26 protein-coding genes are annotated in these 26,773 nt (G+C 62.7%); 10 read left to right on the top strand and 16 right to left on the bottom strand.

Translation table 11 applies throughout. The annotated features are described in order from the left end of the window. Nucleotides 1–65: 65 nt before the first annotated feature. The 4 genes from NKH30_RS00295 to NKH30_RS00310 all read right to left on the bottom strand — a co-directional run bounded on the left by NKH30_RS00295 (nt 66) and on the right by NKH30_RS00310 (nt 6,003). Nucleotides 66–2,666, bottom strand: a complete 2,601-nt coding sequence (locus tag NKH30_RS00295; RefSeq protein ID WP_352993753.1) for a TRAP transporter permease — start codon at nt 2,664–2,666, stop codon at nt 66–68. A gap of 56 nt (nt 2,667–2,722) precedes the next feature. Beyond that, nucleotides 2,723–3,676: a TAXI family TRAP transporter solute-binding subunit gene (locus tag NKH30_RS00300; RefSeq protein WP_352502597.1), complete on the bottom strand. Its 954-nt coding sequence runs from the start codon at nt 3,674–3,676 to the stop codon at nt 2,723–2,725. Between the two features lie 93 nt (nt 3,677–3,769). Continuing rightward, nucleotides 3,770–5,101, bottom strand: coding sequence for an aspartate aminotransferase family protein (locus NKH30_RS00305; RefSeq protein ID WP_352470559.1), 1,332 nt, complete (start codon nt 5,099–5,101; stop codon nt 3,770–3,772). After that, nucleotides 5,098–6,003: a MurR/RpiR family transcriptional regulator gene (locus tag NKH30_RS00310; protein ID WP_352470560.1), complete on the bottom strand. Its 906-nt coding sequence runs from the start codon at nt 6,001–6,003 to the stop codon at nt 5,098–5,100. The genes NKH30_RS00305 and NKH30_RS00310 overlap by 4 nt, the downstream gene beginning before the upstream one ends. 96 nt (nt 6,004–6,099) lie before the next feature. Here NKH30_RS00310 and NKH30_RS00315 point away from each other — a divergent pair, with 96 nt between their 5' ends. Both NKH30_RS00315 and NKH30_RS00320 read left to right on the top strand, forming a co-directional pair. Continuing rightward, nucleotides 6,100–6,948 carry a beta-keto acid cleavage family enzyme gene (locus NKH30_RS00315; RefSeq protein ID WP_352470561.1) on the top strand — a complete coding sequence of 283 codons (849 nt, stop codon included), beginning with the start codon at nt 6,100–6,102 and terminating at the stop codon, nt 6,946–6,948. Between the two features lie 167 nt (nt 6,949–7,115). Next, nucleotides 7,116–7,508, top strand: coding sequence for a GFA family protein (locus tag NKH30_RS00320; protein WP_352452141.1), 393 nt, complete (start codon nt 7,116–7,118; stop codon nt 7,506–7,508). Between the two features lie 379 nt (nt 7,509–7,887). Here the strand turns inward: NKH30_RS00320 and NKH30_RS00325 are convergent, their stop codons facing one another. Both NKH30_RS00325 and NKH30_RS00330 read right to left on the bottom strand, forming a co-directional pair. After that, nucleotides 7,888–8,253 (bottom strand): DoxX family protein, encoded by a 366-nt coding sequence (locus NKH30_RS00325; protein ID WP_352470562.1) that lies wholly within the window; start codon nt 8,251–8,253, stop codon nt 7,888–7,890. Further along, complete coding sequence (locus tag NKH30_RS00330; protein ID WP_352470699.1) at nt 8,250–8,615, bottom strand: VOC family protein; 366 nt, start codon at nt 8,613–8,615, stop codon at nt 8,250–8,252. The genes NKH30_RS00325 and NKH30_RS00330 overlap by 4 nt, the downstream gene beginning before the upstream one ends. Before the next feature lie 380 nt (nt 8,616–8,995). On the opposite strand from NKH30_RS00330, the gene NKH30_RS00335 reads away from it, so the two are divergent. Both NKH30_RS00335 and NKH30_RS00340 read left to right on the top strand, forming a co-directional pair. Continuing rightward, nucleotides 8,996–9,667 carry a helix-turn-helix domain-containing protein gene (locus tag NKH30_RS00335; RefSeq protein WP_352470563.1) on the top strand — a complete coding sequence of 224 codons (672 nt, stop codon included), beginning with the start codon at nt 8,996–8,998 and terminating at the stop codon, nt 9,665–9,667. Between the two features lie 92 nt (nt 9,668–9,759). Further along, entirely contained in the window at nt 9,760–10,191 is a 432-nt protein-coding gene (locus NKH30_RS00340; protein WP_352470564.1) for a VOC family protein, read from the top strand. A gap of 145 nt (nt 10,192–10,336) precedes the next feature. On the opposite strand, the gene NKH30_RS00345 is transcribed toward NKH30_RS00340, so the two are convergent. From NKH30_RS00345 to ehuB, 5 genes are read right to left on the bottom strand one after another with little or no spacing between them, the layout of a single operon-like run. Next, a complete protein-coding gene (locus NKH30_RS00345) occupies nt 10,337–11,068 on the bottom strand; it encodes a GntR family transcriptional regulator (protein WP_352470565.1) in 732 nt (243 codons plus the stop codon). Continuing rightward, on the bottom strand, nt 11,065–11,844 hold the full coding sequence (ehuA, locus tag NKH30_RS00350) for an ectoine/hydroxyectoine ABC transporter ATP-binding protein EhuA (protein WP_023717024.1): 780 nt from the start codon (nt 11,842–11,844) through the stop codon (nt 11,065–11,067). The genes NKH30_RS00345 and ehuA overlap by 4 nt, the downstream gene beginning before the upstream one ends. After that, complete coding sequence (gene ehuD / locus NKH30_RS00355) at nt 11,841–12,500, bottom strand: ectoine/hydroxyectoine ABC transporter permease subunit EhuD (RefSeq protein ID WP_023674259.1); 660 nt, start codon at nt 12,498–12,500, stop codon at nt 11,841–11,843. Before ehuD ends, ehuA begins: the two co-directional genes overlap by 4 nt. Continuing rightward, on the bottom strand, nt 12,497–13,225 hold the full coding sequence (gene ehuC, locus NKH30_RS00360) for an ectoine/hydroxyectoine ABC transporter permease subunit EhuC (RefSeq protein WP_352993756.1): 729 nt from the start codon (nt 13,223–13,225) through the stop codon (nt 12,497–12,499). The genes ehuD and ehuC overlap by 4 nt, the downstream gene beginning before the upstream one ends. A gap of 54 nt (nt 13,226–13,279) precedes the next feature. Then, the gene (gene ehuB, locus NKH30_RS00365; protein WP_352470567.1) at nt 13,280–14,149 is read right to left on the bottom strand and encodes an ectoine/hydroxyectoine ABC transporter substrate-binding protein EhuB; all 870 of its coding nucleotides are present in this window, start codon (nt 14,147–14,149) and stop codon (nt 13,280–13,282) included. A 242-nt stretch (nt 14,150–14,391) separates the two neighbouring features. Between ehuB and NKH30_RS00370 the strand changes: the two genes are divergently transcribed. The 6 genes from NKH30_RS00370 (at nt 14,392) to NKH30_RS00395 (ending at nt 21,814) form a co-directional block, all read left to right on the top strand. Then, complete coding sequence (locus tag NKH30_RS00370; protein ID WP_352470568.1) at nt 14,392–15,582, top strand: M24 family metallopeptidase; 1,191 nt, start codon at nt 14,392–14,394, stop codon at nt 15,580–15,582. 74 nt (nt 15,583–15,656) lie between these two features. Next, complete coding sequence (locus tag NKH30_RS00375) at nt 15,657–16,805, top strand: M24 family metallopeptidase (protein WP_352470569.1); 1,149 nt, start codon at nt 15,657–15,659, stop codon at nt 16,803–16,805. Between the two features lie 10 nt (nt 16,806–16,815). Next, entirely contained in the window at nt 16,816–18,072 is a 1,257-nt protein-coding gene (locus NKH30_RS00380) for a sarcosine oxidase subunit beta family protein (protein WP_352470570.1), read from the top strand. A gap of 13 nt (nt 18,073–18,085) precedes the next feature. After that, nucleotides 18,086–18,367, top strand: a complete 282-nt coding sequence (locus NKH30_RS00385) for a sarcosine oxidase subunit delta (RefSeq protein ID WP_352470571.1) — start codon at nt 18,086–18,088, stop codon at nt 18,365–18,367. Then, nucleotides 18,364–21,318: a sarcosine oxidase subunit alpha family protein gene (locus NKH30_RS00390; RefSeq protein ID WP_352540081.1), complete on the top strand. Its 2,955-nt coding sequence runs from the start codon at nt 18,364–18,366 to the stop codon at nt 21,316–21,318. Before NKH30_RS00385 ends, NKH30_RS00390 begins: the two co-directional genes overlap by 4 nt. Beyond that, the gene (locus NKH30_RS00395; protein WP_352993760.1) at nt 21,311–21,814 is read left to right on the top strand and encodes an aminomethyltransferase family protein; all 504 of its coding nucleotides are present in this window, start codon (nt 21,311–21,313) and stop codon (nt 21,812–21,814) included. Before NKH30_RS00390 ends, NKH30_RS00395 begins: the two co-directional genes overlap by 8 nt. A gap of 65 nt (nt 21,815–21,879) precedes the next feature. On the opposite strand, the gene NKH30_RS00400 is transcribed toward NKH30_RS00395, so the two are convergent. The 5 genes from NKH30_RS00400 to NKH30_RS00420 all read right to left on the bottom strand — a co-directional run bounded on the left by NKH30_RS00400 (nt 21,880) and on the right by NKH30_RS00420 (nt 26,753). Beyond that, nucleotides 21,880–22,344 (bottom strand): cupin domain-containing protein, encoded by a 465-nt coding sequence (locus NKH30_RS00400; protein WP_352470574.1) that lies wholly within the window; start codon nt 22,342–22,344, stop codon nt 21,880–21,882. 203 nt (nt 22,345–22,547) lie between these two features. Beyond that, nucleotides 22,548–23,423, bottom strand: coding sequence for an aldose 1-epimerase (locus NKH30_RS00405; protein ID WP_352470575.1), 876 nt, complete (start codon nt 23,421–23,423; stop codon nt 22,548–22,550). A 5-nt stretch (nt 23,424–23,428) separates the two neighbouring features. Continuing rightward, nucleotides 23,429–24,229, bottom strand: a complete 801-nt coding sequence (locus NKH30_RS00410) for a FadR/GntR family transcriptional regulator (protein WP_352470576.1) — start codon at nt 24,227–24,229, stop codon at nt 23,429–23,431. A gap of 2 nt (nt 24,230–24,231) precedes the next feature. Then, on the bottom strand, nt 24,232–25,176 hold the full coding sequence (locus NKH30_RS00415; protein WP_352540082.1) for an ABC transporter permease: 945 nt from the start codon (nt 25,174–25,176) through the stop codon (nt 24,232–24,234). Nucleotides 25,177–25,229: 53 nt separating this feature from the next. Further along, entirely contained in the window at nt 25,230–26,753 is a 1,524-nt protein-coding gene (locus tag NKH30_RS00420) for a sugar ABC transporter ATP-binding protein (protein WP_352470578.1), read from the bottom strand. Nucleotides 26,754–26,773 lie beyond the last annotated feature (20 nt).

The following is a 26,773-nucleotide window of genomic DNA, read 5'->3' on the forward strand; positions in this document are numbered from 1 at the left end:
CCGCGGCGCCGTTTGGTTCTCTTGTTACTGACATGCTGGCCAAGACTCTTCCGCTCACAAGACGCTTACGGAGCGATTGTCCTCCTTCGCCGCTTCTGAACCCAGAAGACGAGACCGACCAACAACAGGGCCGGGATGGTAAACCAATAGCGCGATGGCCGTTCCGCAGGGACTAGCACCTGGTTGATCTCGTCGCCGGGCTGCAGGCCGAATTTGGCCGCCTGACTGCCCAGTCGCACCACGCCGACCGTCACGCTATCGCCAAGCGCACTGACGTCCAGGCCCGCAGCCTTCAGGCGTTCGGCCGATGAATTTGCAGGCCCGAGCTGCAGCCGAACCAGCTTCGATATCTCATCGCCGTTGAGGTTCAGTGTCGTCAGGCGCAAGCGAACCGCGCCTCCCTCGGCCGTCTCGTCGACGATACGGCTGAGTTCGGTGGCGGGTACTGCCCGATACGGTTCACTCATCTGATCGAGCAACAATCCCGGCCTGAACAAGATGAAACAGGCCACAAGCAACGCAATCGTCTCGTACCAGCGGTTGCGCACGAGCATCCAATTCTGCGTCGCTGCTACAAACGAGACCATGGCCAGCGTCGATGTCACCACCATCGCGACGAAATCGAACGGACCTTCGAGATCGATCATCAGCAGTCCGGTGTTGAAGATGAAGATGAACGGCAGCAGGCCGGTACGGATCTCGTACTTGAAGCCCTGAATGCCGGTCTTCACCGGATCGGCGCCGGAAATTGCCGCAGCTGCATAAGCCGCCAGGCCCACTGGCGGCGTCACGTCCGCCATCAGCCCGAAATAGAAAACGAACATGTGGACGGCGACCAGCGGCACGGCAAGATCGTTCTGCGCCGCCAAATCGACGATGACCGGCGCCATCAAGGTGGCGACGACGACATAGCTTGCAGTGGTCGGCATGCCCATGCCGAGAATGATGCAGATCACCGCGGTGAACAAAAGCATGACGATGAAGCTGCCGCCCGAGATGAATTCGACCAGCTCGGTCATTACCAGCCCGATGCCCGTGAGCAGAACCGTGCCGACGATGATGCCGGCCGTCGCAGTGGCAATGCCGACCGTCGTCATGTTGCGTGCGGCGGCGGACAGACCACCGACCAGATCGTCGAAACCGTGAAGCCAATGCTGCGCCAGCGCGCGGTCCTTGCGGAAAAAGGCGGTGAGCGGCCGCTGCGTGACGATCAGCGCCATAAGGGCGACAGCGCCCCAGAATGCCGACAGGCCGGGCGACAACTCCTCCACCATCAGGCACCAGATCAGCAGGATCACAGGCAGCAGAAAATGCAGGCCGGTGCGTGCCGTCTCGCCGAAGTGGGGAATCCTGACGATCTCGCCCTCCAGATCCTCCAGCGGCAGGTCGGGATAACGCGCCCGGTAGGCGACAAGGCCGATGTAAACGGCGATCAGCGCGGCAGTGATCATCCAGGTCGCGGCCGTGCCGAAAACGATCTTCGTCCAGCCAATGCCGTAATAGACAAGCCCTGCGAGGATGATGAAACCGCATACGCCCATCAGCCCGCGCAGCGCGCCCTGAAATGCGGAGTGCGTGCTGCGTGACGGCAGGCCCTTCATCCCCGTCTTCATCGCCTCGATATCGACGATGTAGAACAACGAGCCGTAGGTCAGCAGCGCCGGATAGAAGGCGTGCTTGACCACCTCGGCATAGGAGATGCCGACATATTCCGCGATCAAGAACGCGGCGGCGCCCATCACCGGAGGCATCAGCTGACCATTGACGCCGGCCGCGCATTCGATGGCGCCCGCCTTCACCGCAGAATATCCGACCCGGCGCATCAGCGGGATGGTGAAGGTTCCGGTGGTCACGACATTGGCGATCGACGACCCGGAAATCATGCCGGTCAGGCCGGAAGCCACGACACCGGCCTTGGCCGGACCGCCGCGGTATCTGCCGAGCAGCGAGAAGGCAAGCTGGATGAAAAAGCCGCCGGCGCCGGCGCGCTCCAGCAATGTTCCGAACAGAACGAACATGAAGACGACGTTGGTGGACACACCAAGGGCAACACCGAAGACCCCCTCCGACGTCAGCCACATCTGCGAGGCTGCGCGCGATAATGTCGCGCCCTTGTGGCCGAGCAGGCCAGGTAGGTGAGGTCCGGCGAAGATATAGATCAGCATGATCGCCGCGATGACGGTGATGGCAGGCCCGACGGCGCGACGGGCGGCCTCGAGCAGGATGAGGACGCCGGCGATCGAGACGACCAGGTCAGCCATAGTAGGAAGGCCCGGCCGATGGGCGATATCGCTGTAAAAGACCAACAGATAGAGGGCGGACGCCGCCCCGGCGATGCCTAGCACCCAGTCGGGCAGCGGCACCCGGCTGCGCGACGAGGTCTTGAAGGCCGGAAACGTCAGCATCGCCAGAAACAGGGCGAAGGCCAGATGGATGGAGCGGGCGATGCCGTCGCTGACGACACCAAAATTGAGCATGAACGGAAGGGACGAGGCATACCAGAGCTGGAACAGCGACCATGCCAGCGATACGCCGAGGATCAGCTTCGCGGTGCGGCCGGTCGGCTTGCGCCCACCGGTGTCGGCCTCGGCGACGATCTCGCTAAGCTTGTCAACGTCGATAACGGGTTGGTCAGGCCCTGCCGCCCGCTGGCTTTGGTCTGTCATCGTTCCCCACAATTATTTGCAATGCGAGGCGCCTGTGGCGCCTCGCATTGAAGGCCTCAGAGCCAGCCCTTCTCCTTGTAATAGCGCTCCGCGCCCGGATGCATTGGCGCCGACAGACCGGTCTTGATCATCTCCTTGGGATCGAGATTGGCGAAAGCCGGATGCAGTTTCTTGAAGTCGTCGAAATTTTCGAAGACCGACTTCACCAGTTCGTAGACCACCTCATCGGGCGTGCTGGCATTCGTCACCACGGTCGCGCGGACGCCGAATGTCGTCACGTCGTCCGGATTGTTGGCGTACATGCCGCCCTTGATGGTGGCGACTGAATAGTACGGATGAGCTGCCAGCAGCGCGTCCACTGCCGGACCGGTCAGCGCGATGAGTTTGGCACCACAGGCCGTGGTCGGATCCTGGATCGCCGCGGAAGGATGACCAACGCCATAGAAGAAACCGTCGATCTTGTTGTCGCACAGCGCGCTGCCCTGCTCGTCCGCCTTCAGCTCCGCGGCAAGCGAGAAATCGCCGAGCGTCCAGCCCATCTGCTTGAGCAACTCCTCCATGGACGAGCGGGTGCCTGACCCGGGATTGCCGACGTTGAAGCGTTTGCCTTTGAAGTCCTCGAATTTGGTGACGCCGGCGTCTGGCCGCGCCAGCACGGTAAACGGCTCGGGATGGACAGAGAACACGGCCCGCAGATCCTTGAACGGCTTGCCGTCGAAATTTCCGGTCCCCTCATAGGCCTGGTACTGAACGTCCGATTGGGTCAAGCCGAAATCGAGGTCGCCCGTCTGGATGGAGTTGACGTTGAAGACCGAACCGCCGGTCGACTCCGTCGAGCATCGGATGCCGGTTTTCTGCCGGTCCTTGTTCATCAGTCGGCAAATGGCGCCGCCGACGGCGTAGTAGACGCCGGTGACCCCGCCGGTGCCGACCGTGACGAAGCGCTGCTCGGCTCCGACGGATGGCAGCGCCAGCAGCATGCAGGCCGCCGCGCCGATCAGGGTTTTCATTGAACTGTACATGGTTGCTACCTCTCTGGTGGGTGTCCCGGCCCGTCGCCGATGACGCGTTGGAACTGGTTGAGGCGGTCCGCGTCGTGCGGCTCAGGCCGCTGAAGCGATCGCAGCGTCGATCGCCTCACCGAGCCGTTCGACGATCCGATCGATATCCTGTTTGGAAATGATGAATGGCGGCGCCACAAGCACATGAACGCCCCGCACACCATCAATCGTCCCGGCCATCGGATAAATCATCAGGCCGCGGGCCATTGCTTCGCGCTTGATGCGGGCGTTGAGTTCAAGCCTCTGGTCGAATGGTTCCTTGCTGGCGCGATCAACCACCAGCTCGATTCCCCTGAATAGACCCCGCCCGCGAATGTCGCCGACGTGATGGTGGTTATCGAAGCGTTGGTGCAGGCGTTCGTCCAGCTGCGCGCCCATTGCGCTGACGTTGTCGAGCAAACCGTCACGCCGGATGACCTCCTGCACGGCAAGGCCGGCCGCCGCTGCCATTGGATGGCCCATATAGGTATGTCCATGCTGGAAGAAGCCCGAGCCTTGGGCAAAGGCATCGAATATATGCCGGCCGAGCAGCACCGCGCCAATCGGCTGGTAGCCACCGCCGAGTCCCTTGGCGATGGTCAGCAGGTCGGGAGCGATGCCGTCCTGCTCGCACGCATGCAGCGTGCCGGTACGGCCCATGCCGCACATCACCTCGTCGAGAATGAGCAGCACGCCGTAGCGGTCGCAAATCGCGCGAATGTGCTTGAAGTAGTCCGCGACCGGCGGCACCGCGCCGAGCGTGGCACCCACCACCGGCTCGGCGACAAAGGCGATGACCTCGTCCGGGCCGAGTTCGAGGATCTTGTCTTCGAGCTGCTGGGCGGCGCGCGCCGCATAGGCTTCGTCGCTTTCGCCATGCTTTTGATAGCGATAGGCGTAACAGGGGTCGATATGGTGGGTCTCGATCAGCAACGGCCTGAACTGGGCGCGCCGCCATTCGTTGCCGCCGGTGGCGAGAGCGCCGAGCGTATTGCCGTGATAGCTCTGCCGGCGTGCGATGAGATGGCGCCGTTGCGGCTCGCCTTTCTCGACAAAATATTGCCTGGCCATCTTGAGCGCGGCCTCGACCGCCTCCGAGCCGCCGCTAACCAGATAGACGTGGTCCAACCCTTTCGGCGCGTCCTCGACCAGCCGGTCCGCCAAGCGCTCCGCCACCTCGGTGGTGAAGAAGCTGGTATGGGCGTAGGCGATGCGGTCAAGCTGGGCGTGCAGCGCGGCAATCACGTCGGGATGGCCGTGGCCGAGACAGGACACGGCCGCGCCGCCCGATGCGTCGATGTAGGACTTGCCCTCTGCGTCGAACAGTTCGATGCCTTGGCCGCGAACGGCGACCGGCAGCGTCGAGTGGATGGTTCGATGAAGAATGTGTGTCATCGACGGTCCCTCAGGGGCATTTTCTTCGGCGCACGCTGGTTCAGGTGGGTCTTGAGGGCGGCGCCCTGCTCATCGAAGCGTCGCAGCGATTCAACGGCGCCCTCGCCTGCCTGTCCTGCGACAAGAGCACCGAGGATCTCAGCAACGATGAAAGCTGGCGTCATGGTGTGGAAAAAGGACGGGCTGCCGGTCGGCACGACGACCAGGTGATCGGCAAGCAGCGCCAAGGGGGCTACCCCGCTGTCGGTGATCGCAATGACCGGTACGCCGCGGCCGGCAGCATACTCGACAAGCTCGATGGTGAAGCGCGTGTAGGGCAGGACGCTGGCGGCGATCAGCACGTCGTCCTTGGTCGCATGGGCCAGAGCGTCGCCATCGGTTCCGCCGATGCCGTGCAACAGCACCGACTTCTCGCCGATCAGCGACAGGATGTAATGCAGATGCCAGGCCACCGCATGGCTCGAGCGCAGGCCGAGGCAATAGACGCGCCTTGCCGCACTCAGCGCCCTGGCCGTCTCGACCAGACGGTGGATCGACCTGCTTTCGGCGAGATGGGCAAGCTGGCTGGAAATCGAATCCAGAATATCGGCCGCCAGCGCGTGGTCGCCCTTGAGCTTTTGGCTGGCCACCTGAAGGCCCGCCTTGCCGGCGAAACCGATTTCGCCGTCCCGGATCGCGGCGGCGTAGATATCGCGTACCGCCTCGTAGCCATCAAGGCCGAGATGCTGGGCCAGCCGCGTCATCGTCGCCGGCTGCACTCCTGCGTGCCGGGCCTGCTCGCGCATGGACAACAGCGCGACATCATACGGCTTGTCAAGGACATAGCGCGCAGCGGACCGAAGCTGCGCCGACATGCCGTCGAAGGCAGTGACGATCTGTCCAGCAAGCTCTCCCTGGTCCATGGATATTGCTAGCTCGCCAGCCCAGCGATTGCAACGTCTGTTTCAGTGTGATCAAAGATTGATTCATATGAATCTTGTCGCTCACAGAACGTCCCCATGAAGCCGGCCACTGGTCTCGACCGCATCGCCATAGCCGTCGCCCCGAATGGGGGACGTCGCAGCAAGGCCGACCATCCGGCGATTCCACTGACACCAGCCGAACTTGCGAGGACGGCCGCGGAATGCGCCGATGCCGGTGCGGCTATGATCCACGTCCATGTCCGCGACAGAAGCGGCAATCATCTGCTCGACCCCGACGCCTACCGCCAGACGATCGCCGCCATCCGCGGTGCTGCCGGCGACCGCTTGATAATTCAGATCACCTCCGAAGCGCTCGGTATCTATTCGCCGGCCCAACAGATGGCCGTCGTACAAGATGTGAAGCCGCAAGCTGTCTCGTTGGCGCTTCGCGAAATCGTTCCTGATGCCGGATCGGAACTCGCCTGTGTGCGCTTCATGGCCTGGCTGCACACCGAGGGGGTTGCGCCGCAGATCATCCTCTATTCGCCCGAGGAGGCCGTCAGGCTTTCGGACATGCAGCAGCGCGGACTGATCCCCTGGGCAAGCATACCGGTTCTCTACGTGCTGGGCCGATACACGCCGGGACAGGCGTCCGTTCCTGCCGATCTCCTGCCATTCCTCGCGGCGAACATGCCGCGCTTCGACCATTGGAGCGTCTGCGCCTTCGGCCGCAACGAAGCGGCGTGCGTGACCGCCGCCGCGTTGCTTGGCGGCCATGTCCGGGTCGGCTTCGAAAACAATCTTTTCCTTCCGGACGGCAGCATAGCCTCGTCCAACGCCGAACTGGTAGCGACCGTCGCACGCATACTCGCCGACTGCGGCGTCAAGATCGCCTCGGCCGCCGAGTTGGCGGCTCAATGGAACGCGCCGTTTCGTTCCATATGACAAACCAAAGCCTATTTTCGGCGGCAAGCTCGCGCAAGACATAGAGAGGCGGCTGCAATGTCATCGCCACGGAAGAACGACGTGTCCCCGCCCGCGGCGCGGCGATTGCAACAACAGTGCCGGTCGTTGTAACCATTCCGGCCGCTTGATATTGGAGGAGACGCAGCATGGACCGATTCACCGGCGGTTGCCTGTGCGGCAACGTCCGAATTGTCGCGTCAGGGCGCCCATACCGGGTCGGCCTTTGTCACTGTCTCGACTGCCGCAAGCATCATGGCGCCCTTTTTCACGCTTCCGCGATTTTTCCTGAGGATGCGGTGACGATCGACGGCGAAACACGCGACTACGCCGGGCGGTTTTTCTGTCCCCGCTGCGGCTCCTCCGTTTTCGGACGCACCGCAGACGAAATCGAAGTAAACCTGGGGTCCCTGGATGCGCCTGACCAGCTGATGCCAACCTACGAAAGCTGGATCATCCGACGCGAGTCCTGGTTGCCGCCGTTTCCGCTCACCAGACGGTACGAGCGCGATCGTGACGCCACGGGTCGCTTTGAGGAATAGGTCGCAGGAACGGTGCCGAGGAGGCAACGACATCAGAACATGGATTTTCACAGGCCGCCTGCTCACGCCGCTAAAATGTGAACTTGCATGCTTACAAGGTGCGCTGCCTTCATCCACATTGCCCCATGGGCATTCGTGAGCGCCTAAGGCGACCCGTGACAGCCAAGGCGCCGGACCTTAGAGGAGGATCGCAGGGGATGGGATTCATCGTCGCGATCCTGACGCAGGCTTTGTACAGAGCGCCGCGTTCAAAGCTGGCCGTTTAGGAGGTCACGCCGGAAGATCGGCCTTGCGGAAGCCATCAACGAAATGCCCAAGCAGCGCAGCGTCGTGGAATGGCTCTGTCGTGGTCCAGTGGCCCGCCGCCTCGAAACGATGATCACAGGCTAGTGGTCGCGGCGACAATCAACCCGCCCAAGACGGCGACATTGATGGTGAAGCCGGTACGAAGCGCTTCGCGTTCATCGCCGCTGTAGCGCCAGAAGTTGAGCGCCATGAACGACGCCGCAATGGTGAATACGGCCAAGGTCGCGGCGGGAAAGGGTCCACCAAGGCCCGCTGCTAGGCAAAAGCCGCCTGCGATCTCCAGCACCGATCCGGCCGCGAGAAGAGGCCTGGGAGCAGGAAAGCCCCGCTCGGCCAGGGACGCTGTAACTGCCCGGAACCTGAGGAAATGCTCGGCGCCCGCCCAGATAAAGACGCCGCCGAGCAAAACCAATCCAAGGTGGTGGAGGAACGCGATCATTCCTTGCTGCCGTCCTCGGTGTAAACCGCTAGCTCGTAACCATCCGGATCCGCGAAATGAAAGCGCCGGCCGCCGGGGAACCCATAAATCGGCCTGACGATCGTGCCTCCCGCTTCCTCGACCCGCTTGACCGTTGCCGGCAAATCATCGGCATAGAGAATGACGAGCGGGCCTCCTCCGGACCTCGCTGGGCCAGCGGCGAAGCCACCTGACAAGCGCCCGTCGTTGAACTCGCAATATTGCGTGCCGTAGTCAGTGAAGGTCCAGCCGAAGGCCTTTCCGTAGAAGTCGCGTGACCGCTGAATGTCTTTCACGTTGAATTCGACGTAGTCGATCCGTTGATCGTTGTTGTTGCTCATGATGCATACCTCTCGTGTGGTGTACGACGGCGAAAGATAAGCACGCATCTCGCCTGCCGGATTGAACAAAACGGCCATCGACGTATGGCTTCACACGGCGCCGCCGAGGCGATGCATCTGACATGATTATTCACCTACCCTCTTCCTTCCGGCCGGAAGAAACAACCGATTCTTGCAACCGTTTTCGATTGGCAGACGTTGTCCGTCGTGCAGATTGTTGTCTCGAGCGACGGCGGGCGCAGCCACTGCGTCGGTTCACCGCCGGTAATCCGAAGAGGAGCGAGATGAGCGATCCCGTCCCAGCGCAGGCAACGGGTTCATTTCAGCAACGTCCAGCGTCGGCGCGGCTTCACGGGAGCTTTGCTTCGGTGTGGGCGCATCGAATGGACCCGGCGGGCGCACCGCCAATCGTCGTCATGCCCGATGCAACGATCGACCTGCAATGGATCGGAGGCAGCTTCCGAATTGCCGGCCCCGACAAGGAGCCGCAGACCGAGGTCCTGGCGGCAGGCGAGATCGTGATCGGCTTGCGCTTTCATCCTGCCACGGCGGCGGCATGGCTCGGCGTGCCACAAATCGAGCTTGTCGGCCAGAGGCTGTTGCTCGACGATTTATGGGGCGCGCGAGCCCGGCGCCTCGCCAGCCGCGTGCGCGCAGGCGACAATCTCGAGGATCTGGCCTGTTCGCTCGAACAGGTCGTCGCCGAGGAGGCGGCCTCCCGCGCGCCAGACGTTCCCATGCAGGCGGCATATCGCCTGATCGAGCGCGGGCCGCCACCCGACGCGCCGCTCGTCCCTTGGTTGATGCGCGCACTCGAGATGAGCGAAAGGACGTTGCGCCGGCGCTTCGACGAGAGCTTCGGCTATGGCCCCAAGACGCTTGACCGTATCCTCCGCTACCAGCGCTTTCTGCGGCTTTCGAGCCAATCAAACAGCGCCACGGCCATCCTGGCAGCCGAGGCGGGCTATTCCGATCAGGCGCATCTTGTCCGCGAGAGCCGACGCCTGACGGGAAGCACCCCGCGACAGATTCATCACCTGCTGCAGAACGGGTGAAACCACGTCGCGCTCTTCATTGGCCGTTTTGTTCAATTCGTCACTGTCGCCCGACTTTATCCTGGTGTCTCCGACAACCAGAGGAGATCGCCATGAAACCGCGCATTTCGGTTTTGACTATCGCTGTCGCCAACCTCGAGAGTTCTCTGGCGTTCTACCGCGACGGTCTCGGCTTGCCGACGGAAGGGATCATCGGCCGCGAGTTCGAGCATGGCGCCGTCGCGTTCTTCACGCTGTCCGGCGGGTTGAAGCTCGCGATCTGGGCGCAGGACGACCTCGCCTACGACACTGGCCTGCCCAAGGCGCCGATCAGCTCGACCTCGTTCACAGTCGGACACAACGTTGTGCGCCGCGAAGAAGTCGATCAAGTGATGGATGAGGCCGCTCGCGCCGGAGCCGAGATCATCAAGCCTGCCCGGGACACGTTCTTTGGCGGATATGCCGGATACTTCCGCGATCCGAACGGACACCTGTGGGAGGTCGTCTGGAACCCCGCCAACATACCGAATGAGGACGCTCTCTGAGGGCAGGTATGGCCCTGTAGGATCGGGCCGTTCCGGTCATTCCCGGTGCTGGCAAATTCTATCGGCATCGGGGCGGGCGGCCTGCTTTCCCTGGCAAACGAAGCCAGTTCGACGGCAGTCCACCAGCATAATCTTACGGGGCTGATTATGTAGCTCTATCCAGATTCGCCTCGCCTGCATGGCGCATCATGCGGCGGAAGCTCATTGAGATATGCGCCCGCCTTATGTGCCCGATGGACTCCCAGTCGCCGATTTCGGCCGCGGCAAGGACCTCTTCCATTTCGCGGCGGAATGCGGTGAATTCCTCGACGAGGCCCAATTGCGGCATCAGCTTCAGGACGACGCGCGCGACCTGAAAATACAGGCGCTCGCTGATCTCGCGCAGTGGCTGGTTGCCGGTCATCGCCGTGAGCTCGTAGAAAAAATCCATGTTGAGGCGTAGGAAAGCGCGCTGGTCGGGATTGAGTATATCGGCATCGCAGCGCGCGATGAGCGCCCGTATCCGGTCAAGATCGTCCGCCGTGCGCGGAATCGGCGAAAGCTTGCCGACGAGGAGCGCCAGCTCCAGGCGCAAATGATAGACCTGCTGCAATTCCTCGATGTCGACGTCGGTGACGATCGTGCCGACGCCGTGGACGGATTGAACCAGACCCTCGGATTCAAGGCGCGCCAGCACGCGCCGGACCGGCGTGCGGCTGATCTGGAATTCCTGGGCAAGTTCTTCCTCGGACAGGTGGCTTCCCGGCGCATAATCGAGCAGGCAGATGCGGTCGCGCAATATCCGGTAGATGCGCTCGAACCGCTCCCGCGCGGAGAGCGGGCGCGGCGGCGCGGCGGTCACCGTCGTGGGCGGCTTGGCCTCTGTCTCGATCGTCACCCAGCCTCCAGGACAGCATGCAGGAATTGCCGTGTCCGCTCGTTCTTGGGAGCACCAAACAGTTCGCTTGGCGGCCCCTGCTCGCAGATCTTGCCTTGATAGAAGAAACAAACGCGGTCGGAAAACTCCTTGGCGAAGCCCATCTGATGGGTGACCATCAGCATGGTGAGATCATGCTCGCGCCCGATTTGCCTTATCACCTGCAGCACTTCGCCGACAAGCTCCGGGTCGAGCGCCGACGTCACCTCGTCGAACAGCATGATCTTGGGCCGCATTGCCAGCGCCCTGGCGATGGCGACGCGCTGCTGCTGGCCGCCAGAAAGCTGTGACGGATAGTGGTCCTTCTTCTGGGCCAGACCGACCAGCTCCAGCAGTTCGGCCGCTCTTGCCTCGGCGTCCGCCCGCTTCATTCCGAGCACCGTTATCGGCGCCTCGATGCAGTTCTGCATCGCTGTCATATGCGGAAACAGGTTGAACGACTGGAACACCATGCCGATTTTGGCGCGGATCTTGCGGATGTGGGCGAGATCGGCGGGAACAAGCTTGCCGTTCCTCTCCATATGGGTCAGCGGCTCGCCTTCGACCCAGATGACGCCGTCATTGATCGTCTCCAGCGTCATCAGCATGCGCAGCACCGTCGTCTTGCCCGAACCCGACGGACCGATGACGGAGACTTTTTCGCCGCGCGCTATTTCGAGATTGAGCCCGTCGAGAACGGTTAACGTGCCGTAGCGTTTCGATACATTGTCGAAGCGGACCATCGGTTGTTCAGTCATCGGGTGGTCCTCCGGTTGAGCAGCCCTTCGAGGGAGCGGATGAGCGCCGCCGAAACCAGGCTCATGGCAAGGAAAAACAGGCCGACCAGCGTGATCGGCTCGGTGTAGCGGAACGTTTCGGAGCCGATGATCTTGGCGGTCTGCATCAGTTCCATCACGGCGATTGCGGAAAGCAACGGCGTTTCCTTGAACAAGGCCACCAGATAATTGCCGAGCGCCGGAACGATCGGCGGGATCGCCTGCGGAATGATGATGTCGCGGAACGTCGTCCAGGACGAGAGATTGAGCGCGATCGAAGCTTCCCACTGGCCGCGATGGATGTTGTCGAAACCGGCGCGATAGACCTCGGAGCAATAGGCGGCGTAGTGGATGCCGATGGCCAGCACCCCGGCGGTGAAAGCGTCGAGCACGACACCGAATTTCGGAAAGACGAAATAGAGAAAGAATATCTGGATGAGCAGCGGGGTCGAGCGGATCAGCTCGACCAGCACCGAAATCGTCCAGCTGGTCCATGGCACGGCGATGCGGACAACGGCCAGCACCAGGCCGAGCGAGGCGGCAAGCGCAAAGCCGATCAGCGTCGCTTCGATGGAAATGACGGCGGCGCGGGCAAGCACCGGCAGGATTTCCAGGGCAAATCCCCAATCCCAGATCATGCCGCCTTCCCCCGCGCCAGTCCGAGCGACGCTCGCCTTTCAAGAAGCCGCATGCCGATGGTCACAACCAGCGACATTGCCAGGTACATCAAAAGAACGAGGATGAAGATCGGAATGGTCTTGAACGTGTTCTGGTTCATTTGCTGCGCCTTGAAGGCGAGATCCGAAAGCGTGATCAGCGAGACCAGCGCCGTCGATTTCAGAAGCTCGATGAACAGATTGCCCCAGGGCGGGATCATCGCGACAAAGGCCTGCGGCAGGATGATCCGGCGCAGCATCTGCGGGCGGCTCATGTTCAATGCAGTACACGCTTCCCACTGGCCGCGGGCGACGGACTGGATCGCGCCGCGCACGCACTCCGATCCGTAAGCGCCGACATTGAGGCCGAGCGCCAGCACCGCCACAACGAATGCGTTGATCGTGACGCCGAATTGCGGGAGCACGAAAAACAGCCAGAACAATTGCACCAGTGCCGACGTTCCGCGGAAGATCTCGACGTAAACCGTGGCCAGCCATCTGAGCGGCGTCGGGCCATACATCCTTGCAAGTGCCGCAAGCACGCCCATGATAATTGCCAGCAGGCTGCCGAGGACGGCGATCTCGACCGTCAGGACCGCGCCTTGCAGCAGCCCCGGCATGAACACTCTATAGCTTTCCTGTGTTGCCAACGCGCCGATCACGACTAGCGCGATGACCAGCATGGCAATGAGCGTACGGATTCCCATGCGATTCCCCCGGGAAAAAAGGGCGGCGCTTTCGCGCCGCCAGCAGTTGGGAACCTATTTGCCAGCGCAGAGCTCTGCGGTGGTCTTGTTGGGCAGATAATCCTTGCCGAAGCCGAGTGGCTCGACCAGCGCGATATGCTCCGGCGAACCGATGAACTTCTTCAGCTCGGCGTTGAAAGCCTGCTGCAGGTCGGTGTCTTCCTTGCGGAAGCCGAAGCCGCCATGGCCTTTCACCGACTTGCCGGCGACCTCGCCGAAGGGCTTGGTCGATTCGACACCGTCGGCCTTCTTGGCCATGTCGGCGATCGAAAGGGCGGTAAGCGCGGCAGCATCGGCGCGGCCCGACTGGACGGCGGCGACCAGGCTGGACTGGTCGGGCAAGGAGACGATCTGCCCATCGGCAACGCCCGCTTCCTTGGCGAAGCCGCCTTCGACGGCGCCGGCCATCACGGCAAGCTTGAGATCCGGATTGTCCTTGATGCTGGAAAAATCCTTGATGCCTTTCGGATTGCCTTTTGCCACCAGCATAGCCTCGCCGATGCCGTAGGACGGCTCGGAGTAGTTGATCTCGGCGCAGCGCTTCGGGGTGATGAACATGCCGGCGGCGATGATATCGAAGCGGCCGGCCTTGAGACCTGGAATGAGCGAGCCGAATTCGGTCAAAACACCGTCGACCTGCGGTATGCCCATCTTGGCGAGCACCGCCTTGGCGACTTCCGGCGCCTCGCCGGTCAGCTTGCCGTCTGGCGTGGCGTAACCGAACGGCGCCTCGTTGGCGAAACCGACGCGGATGTAGCCGTCCTTCTTGGCCCGTTCGAGGGTGGTTTCCGCGTGAGCGGACAGCGAGGTCAATGACGTCGCGGCGAGCGCGATGCAGGCAGCCGCTTTCACGACCATGCGGCGCGATATCGATGAATTGAACATGCTTTTCTCCCATTGGACAACTGTGGATGGTTCCCAGGGCGCGGCCTTCTTCGAGGTCGGCGCCTGCTTGATCAGACGTATACAACTGCCCTAGACATTTCGCAAGCAGAGATATAGAAACCATGGAAATTCGGCGATAATTCGTAGTTAGCCAACAAATTGACGTCGAGTTGTGCACAATTTGGGCCTGCTTGCCCATATTTTATCAAAGGGCAAGCGGCGTACTGGAAGGCAGGATTTCGGTGGCGACCGCGAAGGGCTTCGGGACATTCACGCAAGCGGAGTATGGGCAGCGCCTCGCCGGCGTGAAGACACGCATGCAACAAGCCGGCTTCGATCTCATCGTCTGTCAGGATCCAGCCAACATGTGCTGGCTGACCGGCTATGACGGATGGTCGTTCTACGTTCCGCAGTGCGTGCTCGTCCATCTGGAGGAGGACCGGCCGATCTGGTTCGGCAGGGCGCAGGATGCCAAGAGCGCACGCCTGACCACCGGCCTGCCCGAGACAAACATCGTGCCGTTCTCGGAACGGCTGGTGCAGCAGCCCGTCGAACACCCTTATGACGAACTCGCCCAACTGATCCGGTCGCGCGGCTGGGGAAAGGCCCGTATCGGCGTCGAGATGGACGCGCATTATTACACTGCGCGCTGCCACGCCCACCTTGTCGAGGGGCTGCCCGACGCGCATTTCGCCAACAACCACGATCTCGTTAACTGGGCGCGGCTGGTCAAATCCGAAGCCGAGCTGGTGCTGATCCGCGAGGCGGGTGCGATCTGCACGCATGCCATGAACCGCGCCATCGGGAAAATGCGGCCCGGTGTGCCTCAGAACCATGTCATTGCGGAAATCTATCACGCGCAGATCATGGGGGTGCCCGGAGCGGGCGGCGACTATGCCGCGATCTGTCCGCTGATGCCCGTCGGCGAGGGCACCAGCACGCCGCATCTGACGTGGTCCGACGCGCCGCTGCCGGACAGCGGCCCCGCCATTCTGGAGATTGCCGGCGTGAGGCGCCGCTATCACGCGGCGCTGACGCGGACCATACATTTCGGCAAGCCGCCGCTAGCCATCCTCGACATGGCCAAGGCAATCGTCGAGGGTGTCGACGCCGGCCTCGAGAAGGCGCGCCCCGGCTACACCGCCGAACAGGTGGAAGCCGCCTGGCAGGCAGTCCTGCGACGGAACGGGCTGAAGAAGGAAAGCCGGGTCGGCTATCCGGTCGGGCTCGCATACCCGCCCGATTGGGGTGAACGCACCGCAAGCCTTCGTCCCGGCGATACTACCGAGATGCAGTCCGGGATGTGCTTCCATTTCATGGCCGGCGTCTGGCTCGACGATTTCGGCATCGCCATCTCGGAGTCGTTCGTCGTCACGGAACGCGGCGGCGAACGCCTCTGCGACGTGGCGCGCGACCTCATCGTCATCGACTGACATGGCGGCCGGGAAACCGGCTGCCGAAAAGACCATGCCCGCCAGCAAGCCGGCAACAAGCACGAGGACGCCCGATGGACCGCAATCCGTTTTCCGAAGCCGAAATCGCCGGCCGCCTGGCAAAGGTCCGTACTGCACTGATCGAGCGGGAGCTCGACGCGGCGGTGTTTGCCTCGCCGGAGAACGTCTTCTATCTCACCGGGCTTGATCACTGGGGGTATTTTGCCCCTCACCTGCTGATCGTTCCACTCCAGGGAAACCCCGTCCTGGTCACCCGCTCGATGGAGAAGGTGACGATCGAGAAGCAGGTGAAGGCAGCGGAATTCCGCGGCCACTCCGACAGCGAAACGGCGGCCGACCTTGCCGCGCGGGTGCTTGCGGAGCTCGGCCTGTCGGGCAAGCGGATCGGCCTCGAATACTGGACGGCCGGCCTTAGCCATGGACTTGCCGTGGCGCTCCAGACGCAAGCCGATGCAACGTGGAGCGATGTCTCCGGTCTGATCGACGAGATGCGGCGGGTGAAGAGCGCCGAAGAACAGGCGCTGATGCGGCGTGCCGCAAAGGTGACGGACGCCGCCGCCGGTGCCGCGATCGCCGCGATCTCCGATGGCGCTTCCGAACAGGAGGTCGCCGCCCAATGTGTTTCGGCAATGATCCGCGCCGGCGGTCATGCGCCGGGCTTCGGACCGTTCATCCGCCCGGCCGCGCGCCTGGGTGAAGAGCACACGACCTGGGGCGACGGAATCTACCGCAAGGGCGAGCCGGTCTTTGTCGAACTGTCCGGGTGCATCTCGCGCTACCATGCCCCGCTCGGCCGGCTCGTTCGCATCGGCCACATCAGCGATGAAGACGCCGCAATGGCGGAGGTGACCGCCAAGGCCTTCAACGCGGTCGTCGAGGCGCTGCGCCCGGGCGCCAAGGCGCGTGATGTTTACGCCGCCTGGCAGGCCGTCGCCGACGAGGCCGGCCTTTCCCACTATCGCCGCCATCACTGCGGCTACCTTGTCGGCGCCGGCCAGCCGCCGTCATGGACCGGCGGCAATTCGGTGACCGGCTTGCGACACGATTCCGACCTCGAGATCGAAACGGGGATGAGCTTCCACATCCTGTCATGGCTGATGGGAACGGGTCACGGCAATGACTTCGTCTCCAACACGGTGCTTTTGACCGACGCGGGCGCCGAAGTGCTCACCCGCACGCCGGCCGGCCCGATCGTTCGATAGGCCCGCACGCATGGCGCGCTACTCGGCACTCTCGATTTTCCGCAACGCGCTCGCCGGCCAGAAGAATTGGCAGCGCGCCTGGCGTGCGGCGGAGCCAAAACCGTCCTATGATGTGATCGTCATCGGCGGCGGCGGACACGGCCTCGCCACCGCCTTTTACCTCGCCGAGAACCACGGCATCCGTAACGTCGCCGTACTCGAAAAGGGCTATGTCGGCGGCGGCAATGTCGGCCGCAACACCACCGTCATCCGCTCCAACTACCTGCTCGACGGCAACACCCAGTTCTACGAATTCTCGATGAAGCTCTGGGAGGGCATGTCGCGCGCGCTGAACTTCAACGTCATGTTCTCGCAGCGCGGCCAGCTCGTCACGGCGCATTCGGCCGATCAGCTCGACGGCTTCAGCCACCGCGCCAATGTCATGCGGCTGAATGGCATTGATGCCGATATCCTCGACCGCGACGAGGTGCGCCGTCTCGTGCCCTATCTCGATTTTTCCGACACCGCCCGCTTTCCGATCCATGGTGCCATCTTCCAGGGCCGGGCGGGCACGGCGCGCCACGACGCCGTCGCCTGGGGCTATGCGCGCGCCGCCGACAGCCATGGCGTCGACATAATCCAGAACTGCGAAGTGACAGGCTTCCTCCGCGACCGCGACAGTATCGTCGGCGTCGAAACGACGAAAGGCCGGATCGGCGCCGGCAAGGTCGGCCTCGCTGTTGCCGGTCATACATCCGTGCTCGGTGCCAAGGCCGGCCTTGACCTGCCGATCGAAAGCCACGTCCTGCAAGCCTTTGTCACCGAGCCGCTGAAGCCGCTGGTAGATCACGTCGTCGCTTACGGCGCCGACCATTTCTACGTCAGCCAGTCCGACAAGGGCGGACTGGTCTTCGGCGGCAATCTCGACGGCTACAATTCATACGCCCAGCGCGGCAATCTCGGCGTCGTGCGCGAGGTGGCGGAGGCGGCGATTGCTTTGATGCCGTGCATTTCGCGCGTCCGTCTGCTGCGCCACTGGGGCGGCGTCATGGACATGACTCCCGATGCCAGCCCGATCATCTGCCCGACGCCGATCGACGGCCTCTATCTCAATGGCGGCTGGTGCTATGGCGGCTTCAAGGCGACGCCGGCTTCCGGCTGGTGCTTCGCCCACACGATCGCCACCGGCAAGCCGCATCCCCTGATCGCGGCCTACGGACTCGATCGTTTCCGCACCGGCCACACGCTCGATGAGGCCGGTGTCGGCCCTTCCGCCTGGCTGCAATAGGAGGCGGGACAAAATGCTGCGCATCGAATGCCCCTGCTGCGGCCCGCGCGACCATGACGAGTTCCGCTATGGCGGCGATGCCTCGGTCACGCGTCCAACCCATGACGATGCCGATCCGGAGGCCTGGTACCGCTACGTCTATATCAGGACAAACCCGGCCGGCCCGCACCGTGAATTCTGGCAGCACGTGACCGGCTGCCGGCAATGGCTGGTGGTCGAACGCGACACCCGCAACCACGCGATCGCATCCGTCGACTTCGCCAGGAAATCGACTGTCAGGAAACAACCGGCATGAGTTCGAACCGCAAACGCCTGCCAGCGGGTGGCCGCATCAGTCGCGAGGTGCCGGTAGATTTCACCTTCGATGGCCGCAAGCTGATTGGGTATCGCGGCGACACGCTCGCCTCCGCGCTGCTCGCCAATGGCGTCACCCTGGTCGGTCGCAGCTTCAAATATCATCGCCCGCGCGGCATTTTTTCCGCCGGGCCCGAAGAGCCGAATGCGCTGGTTACGCTCGGGAGCGCCGGCAGGCGCGAGCCGAACCTGCCGGCGGCGACGCTGGAACTCGCCGACGGCATGGTCGTGGAGAGCCAGAACCGCTGGCCGTCGCTTGCCTTCGACGTGCAAAGCGTCAACGGCCTTTTCGCGCCGTTTCTGTCCGCCGGCTTCTACTACAAGACCTTCATGGGCCCGACGCGCCGCGCCTGGATGTTTTACGAACATTTCATCCGCAAGGCGGCCGGCCTGGGCAGAGCCGCCACCGGCCCCGATCCCGACCGCTACGAGGTTCATCATGCCTTCGCCGATGTCGCTATCGTCGGCGGCGGCCCGGCGGGATTGTCGGCGGCGCGGGCGGCCGCCGCGGCCGGCGCGCGGGTCGCGCTGATCGAGCAGGATTTCCTGCTTGGCGGCCAGCTTCTGGCGGAACCGTCCGACAGCGCAGCGGCCGCATGGCTGAGGCAGGCCGCGGCCGAGTTGGAGGGCTTCGAAACCATCACGCTGATGAAGCGGACGACGGCTTTCGGCAGCTATGACGGCAATGTCCTTGGACTGGTCGAACAGCGCGATCCGACCGATCCGAAGCCGGCCGGCGAGGCCCGGCAAACGGTCACTATGCTGCGCGCCCGCTCGATTGTTTTCGCCACCGGCGCCATCGAGCGGCCGATCGTGTTCTCGAACAATGACCGGCCCGGCGTGATGCTTGCCTCGGCCGCCCGGACCTATCTCAACCGTTTCGCCGTCCTGCCGGGCAGGAAAATCGTCGTCGCCACTAGCAATGACGGTGCCTGGCGCACCGCCTTCGACTATGCCGCAGCCGGCGCGGAGGTGACGGTTGCTGATCTGCGCGCCGTCCCGCCCGCAGCACTTGCCGCGGAAGCCGCACGGCTCGGCGTGGTGGTGCGGGCCGCAACGCGCATCGTCGACCTGCACGGCCGCCATACCGTCAGGCGCGTAACGCTCAATGGACCGGAGGGACAATCCTCGGCCGCCTGCGACCTGGTCTGCATCTCCGGCGGCTGGTCGCCAACCGTGCATCTCACCTCCCACCTCGGTGTCAAACCTGTCTATCGCGACGACATTGACGGCTTCGTGCCGGGCGTCTTTTCAGCCAGCCAGTTCGGCGCCGGCGCAATGATAGGAGCTTATGCGACCGCCGCTGCCGTCGAGCACGGCCATCGGGCCGGCATCGAAGCGGCAGCCTCCTGCGGCAAGTCGGCGCCGGTGCCCGCTCCATCGAAACTCGATCTCGATGAGACCGCCTCGACCGTGCTTCGCGAAGCCCTGCCCGCTGGACGCGGAAAGGCCTTCGTCGATTTCCAGATGGACGTGACGACCGGGGATATCGAGCTCGCCCATCGTGAGGGCTATGAATCGGTCGAGCATCTGAAGCGCTACACCACGCTCGGCATGGGCACCGATCAGGGCAAGACCAGCAATTTTCCCGCACTTGCCGCCATGGCAGCGCTGCGCGGCGCAACGATTCCCGAGACCGGCACCACGACCTTCCGCCCGCCCTATACGCCGGTGGCGATCGGCGCGCTTGCCGGACGCGCCGTCGGCCATCATTTCAAGCCGATCCGCCGCACGCCGATGCACGACTGGCACATGGCGAATGGCGCCGAGATGCTCGAGGTCGGGCTCTGGATGCGGCCCTATTTCTACCGGCAGTCGGGCCGCGACGTGAACGAGGCCTATGTTGCCGAAATGCGTACCGTGCGTCAGGCCGCGGGGCTGATGGACATCTCCACGCTCGGCAAGATCGATGTCCAGGGCCCGGATGCGGCAATCTTCCTCGACCGCGTCTATGCCAACGGCTTTGCCAAACTGGCGATAGGCCGCGCCCGCTACGGCGTCATGCTGCGCGACGACGGCATCGTCTTCGACGACGGCACCACGACGCGGCTAGCGGAAAACCGGTTCTTCATGACCACGTCGACCGCCAAGGCCGCCGATGTGCTGTCGCGTCTCGAATTCCTGCTCGACACGGCCTGGCCGGATTTGCGCGTGGCCGTTACCTCGGTCAGCGATGAATGGGCGGCGATGTCGGTTGCCGGGCCCAACAGCCGCGCAATCCTCGGTGTTGCTTTTCCTGGTCTCGACGTTTCCGACGCGGCGCTTCCGCATATGGGGCTACTCGAAAGCGAGTGGCAGGTCCGTGGGCTCCGCATCCTGCGCCTCAGTTATTCCGGCGAGCGCGCTTACGAAGTCTATGTCGGCGCCACTGCCGGTGAACAGCTCTGGAGCCGCTTGCTCGAAGCCGGCAGACCCTTCGACCTGAAGCCTTACGGTGTCGAGGCGCTCGGCGCGCTGCGGGTCGAAAAGGGCCATGTCGCCGGACCGGAGATCGATGGGCGCACGACGCTCGACGATCTCGGCCTCGGCCGCATGGCCGGCAAGCGCAGCGGCTTCGTCGGCGATGTACTGCGCCGCCGCCAGGCCTATCAGGCGCCTGAGCGCCAGCGGCTGGTCGGACTGGAATGCGCCGAAGACGGCAAGCGCCTCCGCGGCGGGGCGATCCTGTTCCTGCCCGACGACAAGATCGAGGGCCATGGCCGCGGCCGGGTGACCTCGATCACCTTTAGCCCAGAACTCGACCGCTATGTCGGATTGGCCCTGCTTGCCGGTGATGTCGCGGCAGAAGGAAGCGAGGTCGTGGCGGTCTATCCGATGAAGGCCGAAACGGTTCGCGCCCGCGTTGTCTCGCCGGTATTCATCGATCCGCAGGGAGAACGGCTGCATGGCTAGCTTGACCTCTTCTCGGGATTTCAGTCTGTCCGTGGCGGATTGTCCGCTTATCCAGATCGAGGGCTGGGACGCGACACTGAGACAATTCGAAAAGAGCGTCGCGGCGTCGCTCAACACGAAACTTCCCGCTTCGGTGGGAGAGACGGTTCGCCACAAGGGCCTTTTGACCATCCGCGTTGCACCTCGCCGCCTTTGGCTGGCTCTCGACGAAGGCACAGAAGCGCCAGCCCTTGTCGTCGACCCCGATCTCGGCTGTTCCGTGCCCCTTGGGGAAGGTCGTGTTCGTTTGAAAATGGCCGGCCCTGGTATCGCTAGGCTTCTGTCCGGCTGCATTGCCGTCAACTGGCACGCGCCGACCGCCGCTCCGGGCCGCGCCGTGCAAACATCCTTCCATCACGTGCCCGTGCTCTTCCTGCGCACCGGCGAGACCGCGTGCGAACTCATCGTGCCGCGAAGTTTTTCGCGAAGCCTCTCGGATTGGATTGCCGACGGCTAGCCAATACCGGTTCTTCGGGCAAGGGCCGGCTTTAGCGGCGATCCAAGCCGCCATCACGAAGCCATCTACTCTCTTGCCGGCCAGTCCTGCAGGAGCGTAATCCCAAACTTCGGCGCGGCTACTTTGAGCCGCTCGATATCGGCAGGCGTCGGCGGCCCGACCACCTCTCCCTTGCTGCGTTCATGGCCACCTTCGGCAAGAAACTGCTCGAACACACTTGGCGTGTCTATCAGGATATAGCGAACGAGCTGGTTGCCGGGATTCATAAGCTGGTGCGGGATGCCCCGCTTCAAAAACATGCTCTCGCCGGGCGAGAGCGTTCGGACCACACCGTCCACAATTGCGGTCAAGTGCCCTTCGATGACGTAGACCGTCTCGTCGTCATTCGCATGAACATGGATTGGCGTTTTGGTGTGCCCGTCGCTTCTGTTTTCGAACAGACTCAACAAGCCTCCCGTCTGTTCGCCGGAGACCAGTCGCTTCATGACGATGCCCGCGAGCACGAATTCTTTTGGTTCAACATCCGTCATTGATCCAATCCTGCCAGGCACATTTGGTGGGCCGTCAAGCAGACGAGCTGCGCAGCGACATCCGGCAAACGTCGAACTGGCTCGCGGGTTCCCGGTCGCCGGAGTTCCCTCTTCCCAAGCTCCGTTTGGACGAAAAGACGGCTTCGTTGTCACCGGACATGCAGGCCGACATCCGCCAATTCGAGGGCGCCGCAGAGGTCCGCCTAACTGACGGCAAAGCTGCAACGTGCTGCCAGGCTCTCGCCGGGCCCAAGCACCGACAGTCCATTCCATTTGTCGATCGAACCCCGATTATGAGCATCGACAACATGACTGACCGGTTCAAAACAGAAGAAGTCGCTCTCGTCCGATGGCGAATAGACCAGGTACAAATTCAAGGGCGATGAAGCTTCAATCCGCAGGCTGCAACTGTGCTCTGGCCAAGATATGGAGGCGACACCATCCCAGCCAGCGAACACATTGTTTATCCATCCGCTCGGCAAGGCGGCCGGGGCGCCGAAATTCCAATCGGGATGGGTTTTGATATCCACAAACCGTTCAGGGAGGTGGTTGGGCCGTTCGAGGCAAACCTGTGATGCCGCGGCGTGAAGCGTGGTCAACGCTGTTCTCGGGAACCATGGATGGATGCCAAGCCCGAACGGCAATCTGATCGATGCCCGATTGACGATGCGAAGTTTCAGCTCGAGCCCCTGTCCGGCCAGCGCGTAGCTCACCTCGGCGCGATATCGGTATGGGCCAGGCCCGTTGCTGATGAGCGACAGCTTTGCGTTGTCCTGCGTTACGCTGTCGACGTCCCACTCGCTCGAAAATCCATTGCCGTGAATGGGAAATGGCTCGCGTGCAACATTGGCAGGCAGTTCGTGGAATTTGGAGTCGAATGTGAACCCGCCGCCCGAGATGCGATTTGACCATGGCAAAAGCAGGTTGCAGGCAAGGTCGAACGGGTTGCTGCTCCCGCCGTTCGGCCAAGGCCTGAAGAGCGGCACGCGTCCATGGTCCAGTCTCGCAAGACCTGCCCCAAGCGATGGGACGATTTCAGCAGACAGGTCTCCGCTTCTGATCTTGATCGTCCCGACCATCCGCTTCAGACGGTATTGGCCTTGGCAGCGGCGATCGGCTGTTGATGGCGGCCTTTGCGAGCCACTGCAAGAAGGTCGTTCGACGCGATCCCGATGAGCGCCTTCATCTGATCGTGTGCATCGTCGGCCCTCCGCATCCTGATTGCCTCCAGCACGTCGCCATGCGCGCTCAGCGTCTGCTGGTAATTAGCGGTGGCCGATGTGGTCAAGCGGAAGGAGAAGCTGAGGGCGGCCGCAAGCATATTGCCGAGATTGGCGAACACCGGGTTGCGGCTGGCACGCAGGATGGCCGTATGAAACCTGACGTCGGCATCGAGACACGCAGCGAGATCATCCTGCGGAGCAATGCGCATGGCTTCATAGGCCGCTTCGATGACCGCGAGATCGCCTGACGTCGCCATCTTGGCCGCAAGTTGGGCGGCAGCGGGTTCAATGACCAGCCGCGCCTCGATCAATCCGCGGACGAAATCGAGATCGGGCTCGATATCGCGCATCCATTCCAGAACCTGTGCATCCAGCCTGTTCCATTCGCTCGACACGCGCACACGCGTCCCGGCCCGCTTGCGCGCCTCGATCAATCCTTTCGCCGAAAGCGTCAGAAGAGCATCGCGAAGCGCGGTGCGGCTGGCCCCGTAGATAACGCAAAGCTCGGCTTCCGTCGGCAGGACGGAGTGCTGGGCGTAGGAGCCGGCGAGGATGCGCTGTCCGAGATCGCGTGCGATGCGATCCTTGAGCGATGACGTGGTGCCATCTGCGGCAGGAATGTCCTGCTTGCCTTGGCCAGTCGAAGCGATCGCCGCGTCCATCGTCATGTCCTGTTCAAGTGGTACTCGGCAATTACCACAGCAAGTATCAGCAGCGAGCCCTTGGCAAGCAACTGATAGAAGGTTGGCACGGACGTCAGTATCATTCCGTTGTTGAGGACGCCAATGATGGCGACGCCCAGCAGTGCGCCGACGATCGTGCCCTTGCCGCCCTGCAAGGCGCAGCCACCAAGAACGGCCGCTGTGATGGCCTCGAGTTCCAGGCCTTGGGATCCGGATACGGGCTGCCCGGAGCCGGTACGGGCAGCCAACAGAATCCCGGCCAATCCGGCCGCCACTCCACTCATGATATAGATGCCGACGCGGTAGCGGTTGATGTCGATGCCGGAGAAGCGTGCGACAACGGGATTGCCGCCCAGGGCATAGATGTTGCGGCCAACGATCGAGCGGGCAAGGAAGAGATGGAACACGATCGCGGTCAGCAAGAGAATCCAGATCAGCAGAGGCAGGCCGAGGATTCGTCCGATCCCGATGAAGCGGAAAGTCTCGCTGAAAATCGCGATCGATTGCCCGTCGGACATGATGAACGCGATGCCGCGGAAGATCGCCATCGTACCGAGAGTCGCGATGACAGCGTTGACCCGCCCATAGGTGATGATGATGCCGTTCACGAGGCCGGCAAGACCGCCCAGGACCAGGCCGGCAAGAATGCCCGCGGCGGGTGATCCGGTGGCCTGGATGGCCATTGCCGTCGATACTGTGGTCAGACCGACAATTGCGCCGACGGCAATATCGAGCCCTCCGGCGACAATAACCACGGTCTGGCTCATCGCCAGAACGCCCAGGATGGTAATGCCTAGACCGATGTTCAGCAGGTTTCGGCTGGAGAAGAACACGTCGCCTCTCAGGGTGCCGAAAATGAGCACGAGAATGGCGAGAGCAACAAGAAGGCTTATGTTGTGAATGCCGATGCGCTCTGCGATGCGCAAGGAAGCGCGCCTTTTGCCGGTTTGCGTTGTTGCTGTCCTGAGCTCAAGGCTGTTCACTGAATTTGTCCTCCAAGCGATGCTGCAGATTGAGGCATGGCATGTCTCAGGATCGTGGCCTCGTCGATGTCAGGGCGGGAAAGTTCGGCCGTGATCCGGCCTCCAGCCATAACAAGCACCCTGTCGGCCAGCCCGATCAGTTCCGGCATTTCCGAGGAAATCAGGATTATGCCGATGCCGCTGGCGGCGAGTTCGTCGATCAGGCGATAGATTTCCGCCTTGGCGCCGATGTCGATGCCGCGGGTCGGCTCGTCGAGGATGAGAAGCATCGGCTGCCGCGCAAGCCAGCGCGCGAGAACGACCTTCTGTTGGTTGCCACCCGATAATTTCGAAACCTGTTCGTCGAGGTTAGGCGCCTTGATCGACATCTTTGCTGCAAGCGGTGAGACGATCTCCAGTGCCTTGCGCCGGTTGAAGAAGCCGAAGGTCGACGTTCTGTCGGGCACGCAAAGCGAGGCGTTATCAAGAATGCTTCGGAACAACAGCAGCGCCTCGTGCTTGCGGTCTTCTGGGGCAAAGCCGATGCCCGCCACGATCGCTGCATGCGGACTGTTGGGGCCAACGGGCACACCATTCATCGTTATGGTTCCGTCGAGGCGCCTATCATAGCCGACAATCGCCTTTGCCAGTTCGGATCGACCCGCACCCATAAGGCCGGCAATGCCGAGCACCTCGCCACGGCGGACCTTGAGGCTCACATCGGTGACGTGATCGGTGGTCAGGCCCGCCACCTCCAGCAACGGTTGCCCCGATTGCCACGTCTCGCGCGTAAACAGATCGGCTATGTCGCGGCCCACCATGAGCTTGGCTATGGTCTGCTCGCTGGCACCGGCAGCGGGGGAATCATCGACCAGCCGGCCGTCCCGCAACACGACAATGCGATCCGCAAGGTCGATGACCTCGTTCAGCCTGTGAGAGATGTAGACGATCGAAGTGCCCTCGCCGCGCAGCCGGCGAATTACTGAAAACAGACGGCGCGCTTCGTCGTCGGTCAGTGACGAGCTCGGCTCATCGAATGCGATCAGCCGGCCGCCGGCACGTATGGCGCGCATGATTTCGATCATCTGGCGCTGTGCCGGACCGAGTGTGCTGCAGAGTTGACGCGGCAGCATATCCTGCTGCATGCCGAAGGTCGCAAGCACCTTATCGGTCTGGTCCTCGAGCCTGTGCCAGTCGAGCAGGACGCCTGCCAGCCGCGGCAGTTCGCCGACGAAAATGTTCTCGGCCACGGTCAGGTTCGGAACGATCTCCGGCTCCTGATGGATGACGCGTATTCCGGCTCTGTGGCTGTCGCGCGGTTCGCTGAAAACGATCGGCGTGGAGCCATGCAGCACGGTGCCGGTGTCCGGTGCGAACACGCCCTCGAGAATTCGCATCATTGTCGACTTGCCGGCGCCATTCTCGCCAACCAGGGCAAGCACCTCTCCTGGCCGAAAGGCAATCGAGACATTGTCGAGCGCCTGCACGACGCCGAAGCGCTTCGATATCCTGTCGAGCGAGAAGAAATCCGATTGCGTCAAAAGCTCACTCCCGAGGATCG

The sequence above is a fragment of the Mesorhizobium sp. M1273 genome (assembly GCF_040318195.1).
Classification (GTDB): domain Bacteria; phylum Pseudomonadota; class Alphaproteobacteria; order Rhizobiales; family Rhizobiaceae; genus Mesorhizobium.

Excerpts from the sequence above, each read along its gene's own strand:
- NKH30_RS00295 (WP_352993753.1), bottom strand. The coding sequence starts at position 2,666 with ATGACAGACCAAAGCCAGCGGGCGGCAGGGCCTGACCAACCCGTTATC.
- NKH30_RS00300 (WP_352502597.1), bottom strand. The coding sequence starts at position 3,676 with ATGAAAACCCTGATCGGCGCGGCGGCCTGCATGCTGCTGGCGCTGCCA.
- NKH30_RS00305 (WP_352470559.1), bottom strand. The coding sequence starts at position 5,101 with ATGACACACATTCTTCATCGAACCATCCACTCGACGCTGCCGGTCGCC.
- NKH30_RS00310 (WP_352470560.1), bottom strand. The coding sequence starts at position 6,003 with ATGGACCAGGGAGAGCTTGCTGGACAGATCGTCACTGCCTTCGACGGC.
- NKH30_RS00315 (WP_352470561.1), top strand. The coding sequence starts at position 6,100 with ATGAAGCCGGCCACTGGTCTCGACCGCATCGCCATAGCCGTCGCCCCG.
- NKH30_RS00320 (WP_352452141.1), top strand. The coding sequence starts at position 7,116 with ATGGACCGATTCACCGGCGGTTGCCTGTGCGGCAACGTCCGAATTGTC.
- NKH30_RS00325 (WP_352470562.1), bottom strand. The coding sequence starts at position 8,253 with ATGATCGCGTTCCTCCACCACCTTGGATTGGTTTTGCTCGGCGGCGTC.
- NKH30_RS00335 (WP_352470563.1), top strand. The coding sequence starts at position 8,996 with ATGGACCCGGCGGGCGCACCGCCAATCGTCGTCATGCCCGATGCAACG.
- NKH30_RS00340 (WP_352470564.1), top strand. The coding sequence starts at position 9,760 with ATGAAACCGCGCATTTCGGTTTTGACTATCGCTGTCGCCAACCTCGAG.
- ehuA (WP_023717024.1), bottom strand. The coding sequence starts at position 11,844 with ATGACTGAACAACCGATGGTCCGCTTCGACAATGTATCGAAACGCTAC.
- ehuD (WP_023674259.1), bottom strand. The coding sequence starts at position 12,500 with ATGATCTGGGATTGGGGATTTGCCCTGGAAATCCTGCCGGTGCTTGCC.
- ehuC (WP_352993756.1), bottom strand. The coding sequence starts at position 13,225 with ATGGGAATCCGTACGCTCATTGCCATGCTGGTCATCGCGCTAGTCGTG.
- ehuB (WP_352470567.1), bottom strand. The coding sequence starts at position 14,149 with ATGTTCAATTCATCGATATCGCGCCGCATGGTCGTGAAAGCGGCTGCC.
- NKH30_RS00375 (WP_352470569.1), top strand. The coding sequence starts at position 15,657 with ATGGACCGCAATCCGTTTTCCGAAGCCGAAATCGCCGGCCGCCTGGCA.
- NKH30_RS00380 (WP_352470570.1), top strand. The coding sequence starts at position 16,816 with ATGGCGCGCTACTCGGCACTCTCGATTTTCCGCAACGCGCTCGCCGGC.
- NKH30_RS00385 (WP_352470571.1), top strand. The coding sequence starts at position 18,086 with ATGCTGCGCATCGAATGCCCCTGCTGCGGCCCGCGCGACCATGACGAG.
- NKH30_RS00390 (WP_352540081.1), top strand. The coding sequence starts at position 18,364 with ATGAGTTCGAACCGCAAACGCCTGCCAGCGGGTGGCCGCATCAGTCGC.
- NKH30_RS00395 (WP_352993760.1), top strand. The coding sequence starts at position 21,311 with ATGGCTAGCTTGACCTCTTCTCGGGATTTCAGTCTGTCCGTGGCGGAT.
- NKH30_RS00400 (WP_352470574.1), bottom strand. The coding sequence starts at position 22,344 with ATGACGGATGTTGAACCAAAAGAATTCGTGCTCGCGGGCATCGTCATG.
- NKH30_RS00405 (WP_352470575.1), bottom strand. The coding sequence starts at position 23,423 with ATGGTCGGGACGATCAAGATCAGAAGCGGAGACCTGTCTGCTGAAATC.
- NKH30_RS00410 (WP_352470576.1), bottom strand. The coding sequence starts at position 24,229 with ATGGACGCGGCGATCGCTTCGACTGGCCAAGGCAAGCAGGACATTCCT.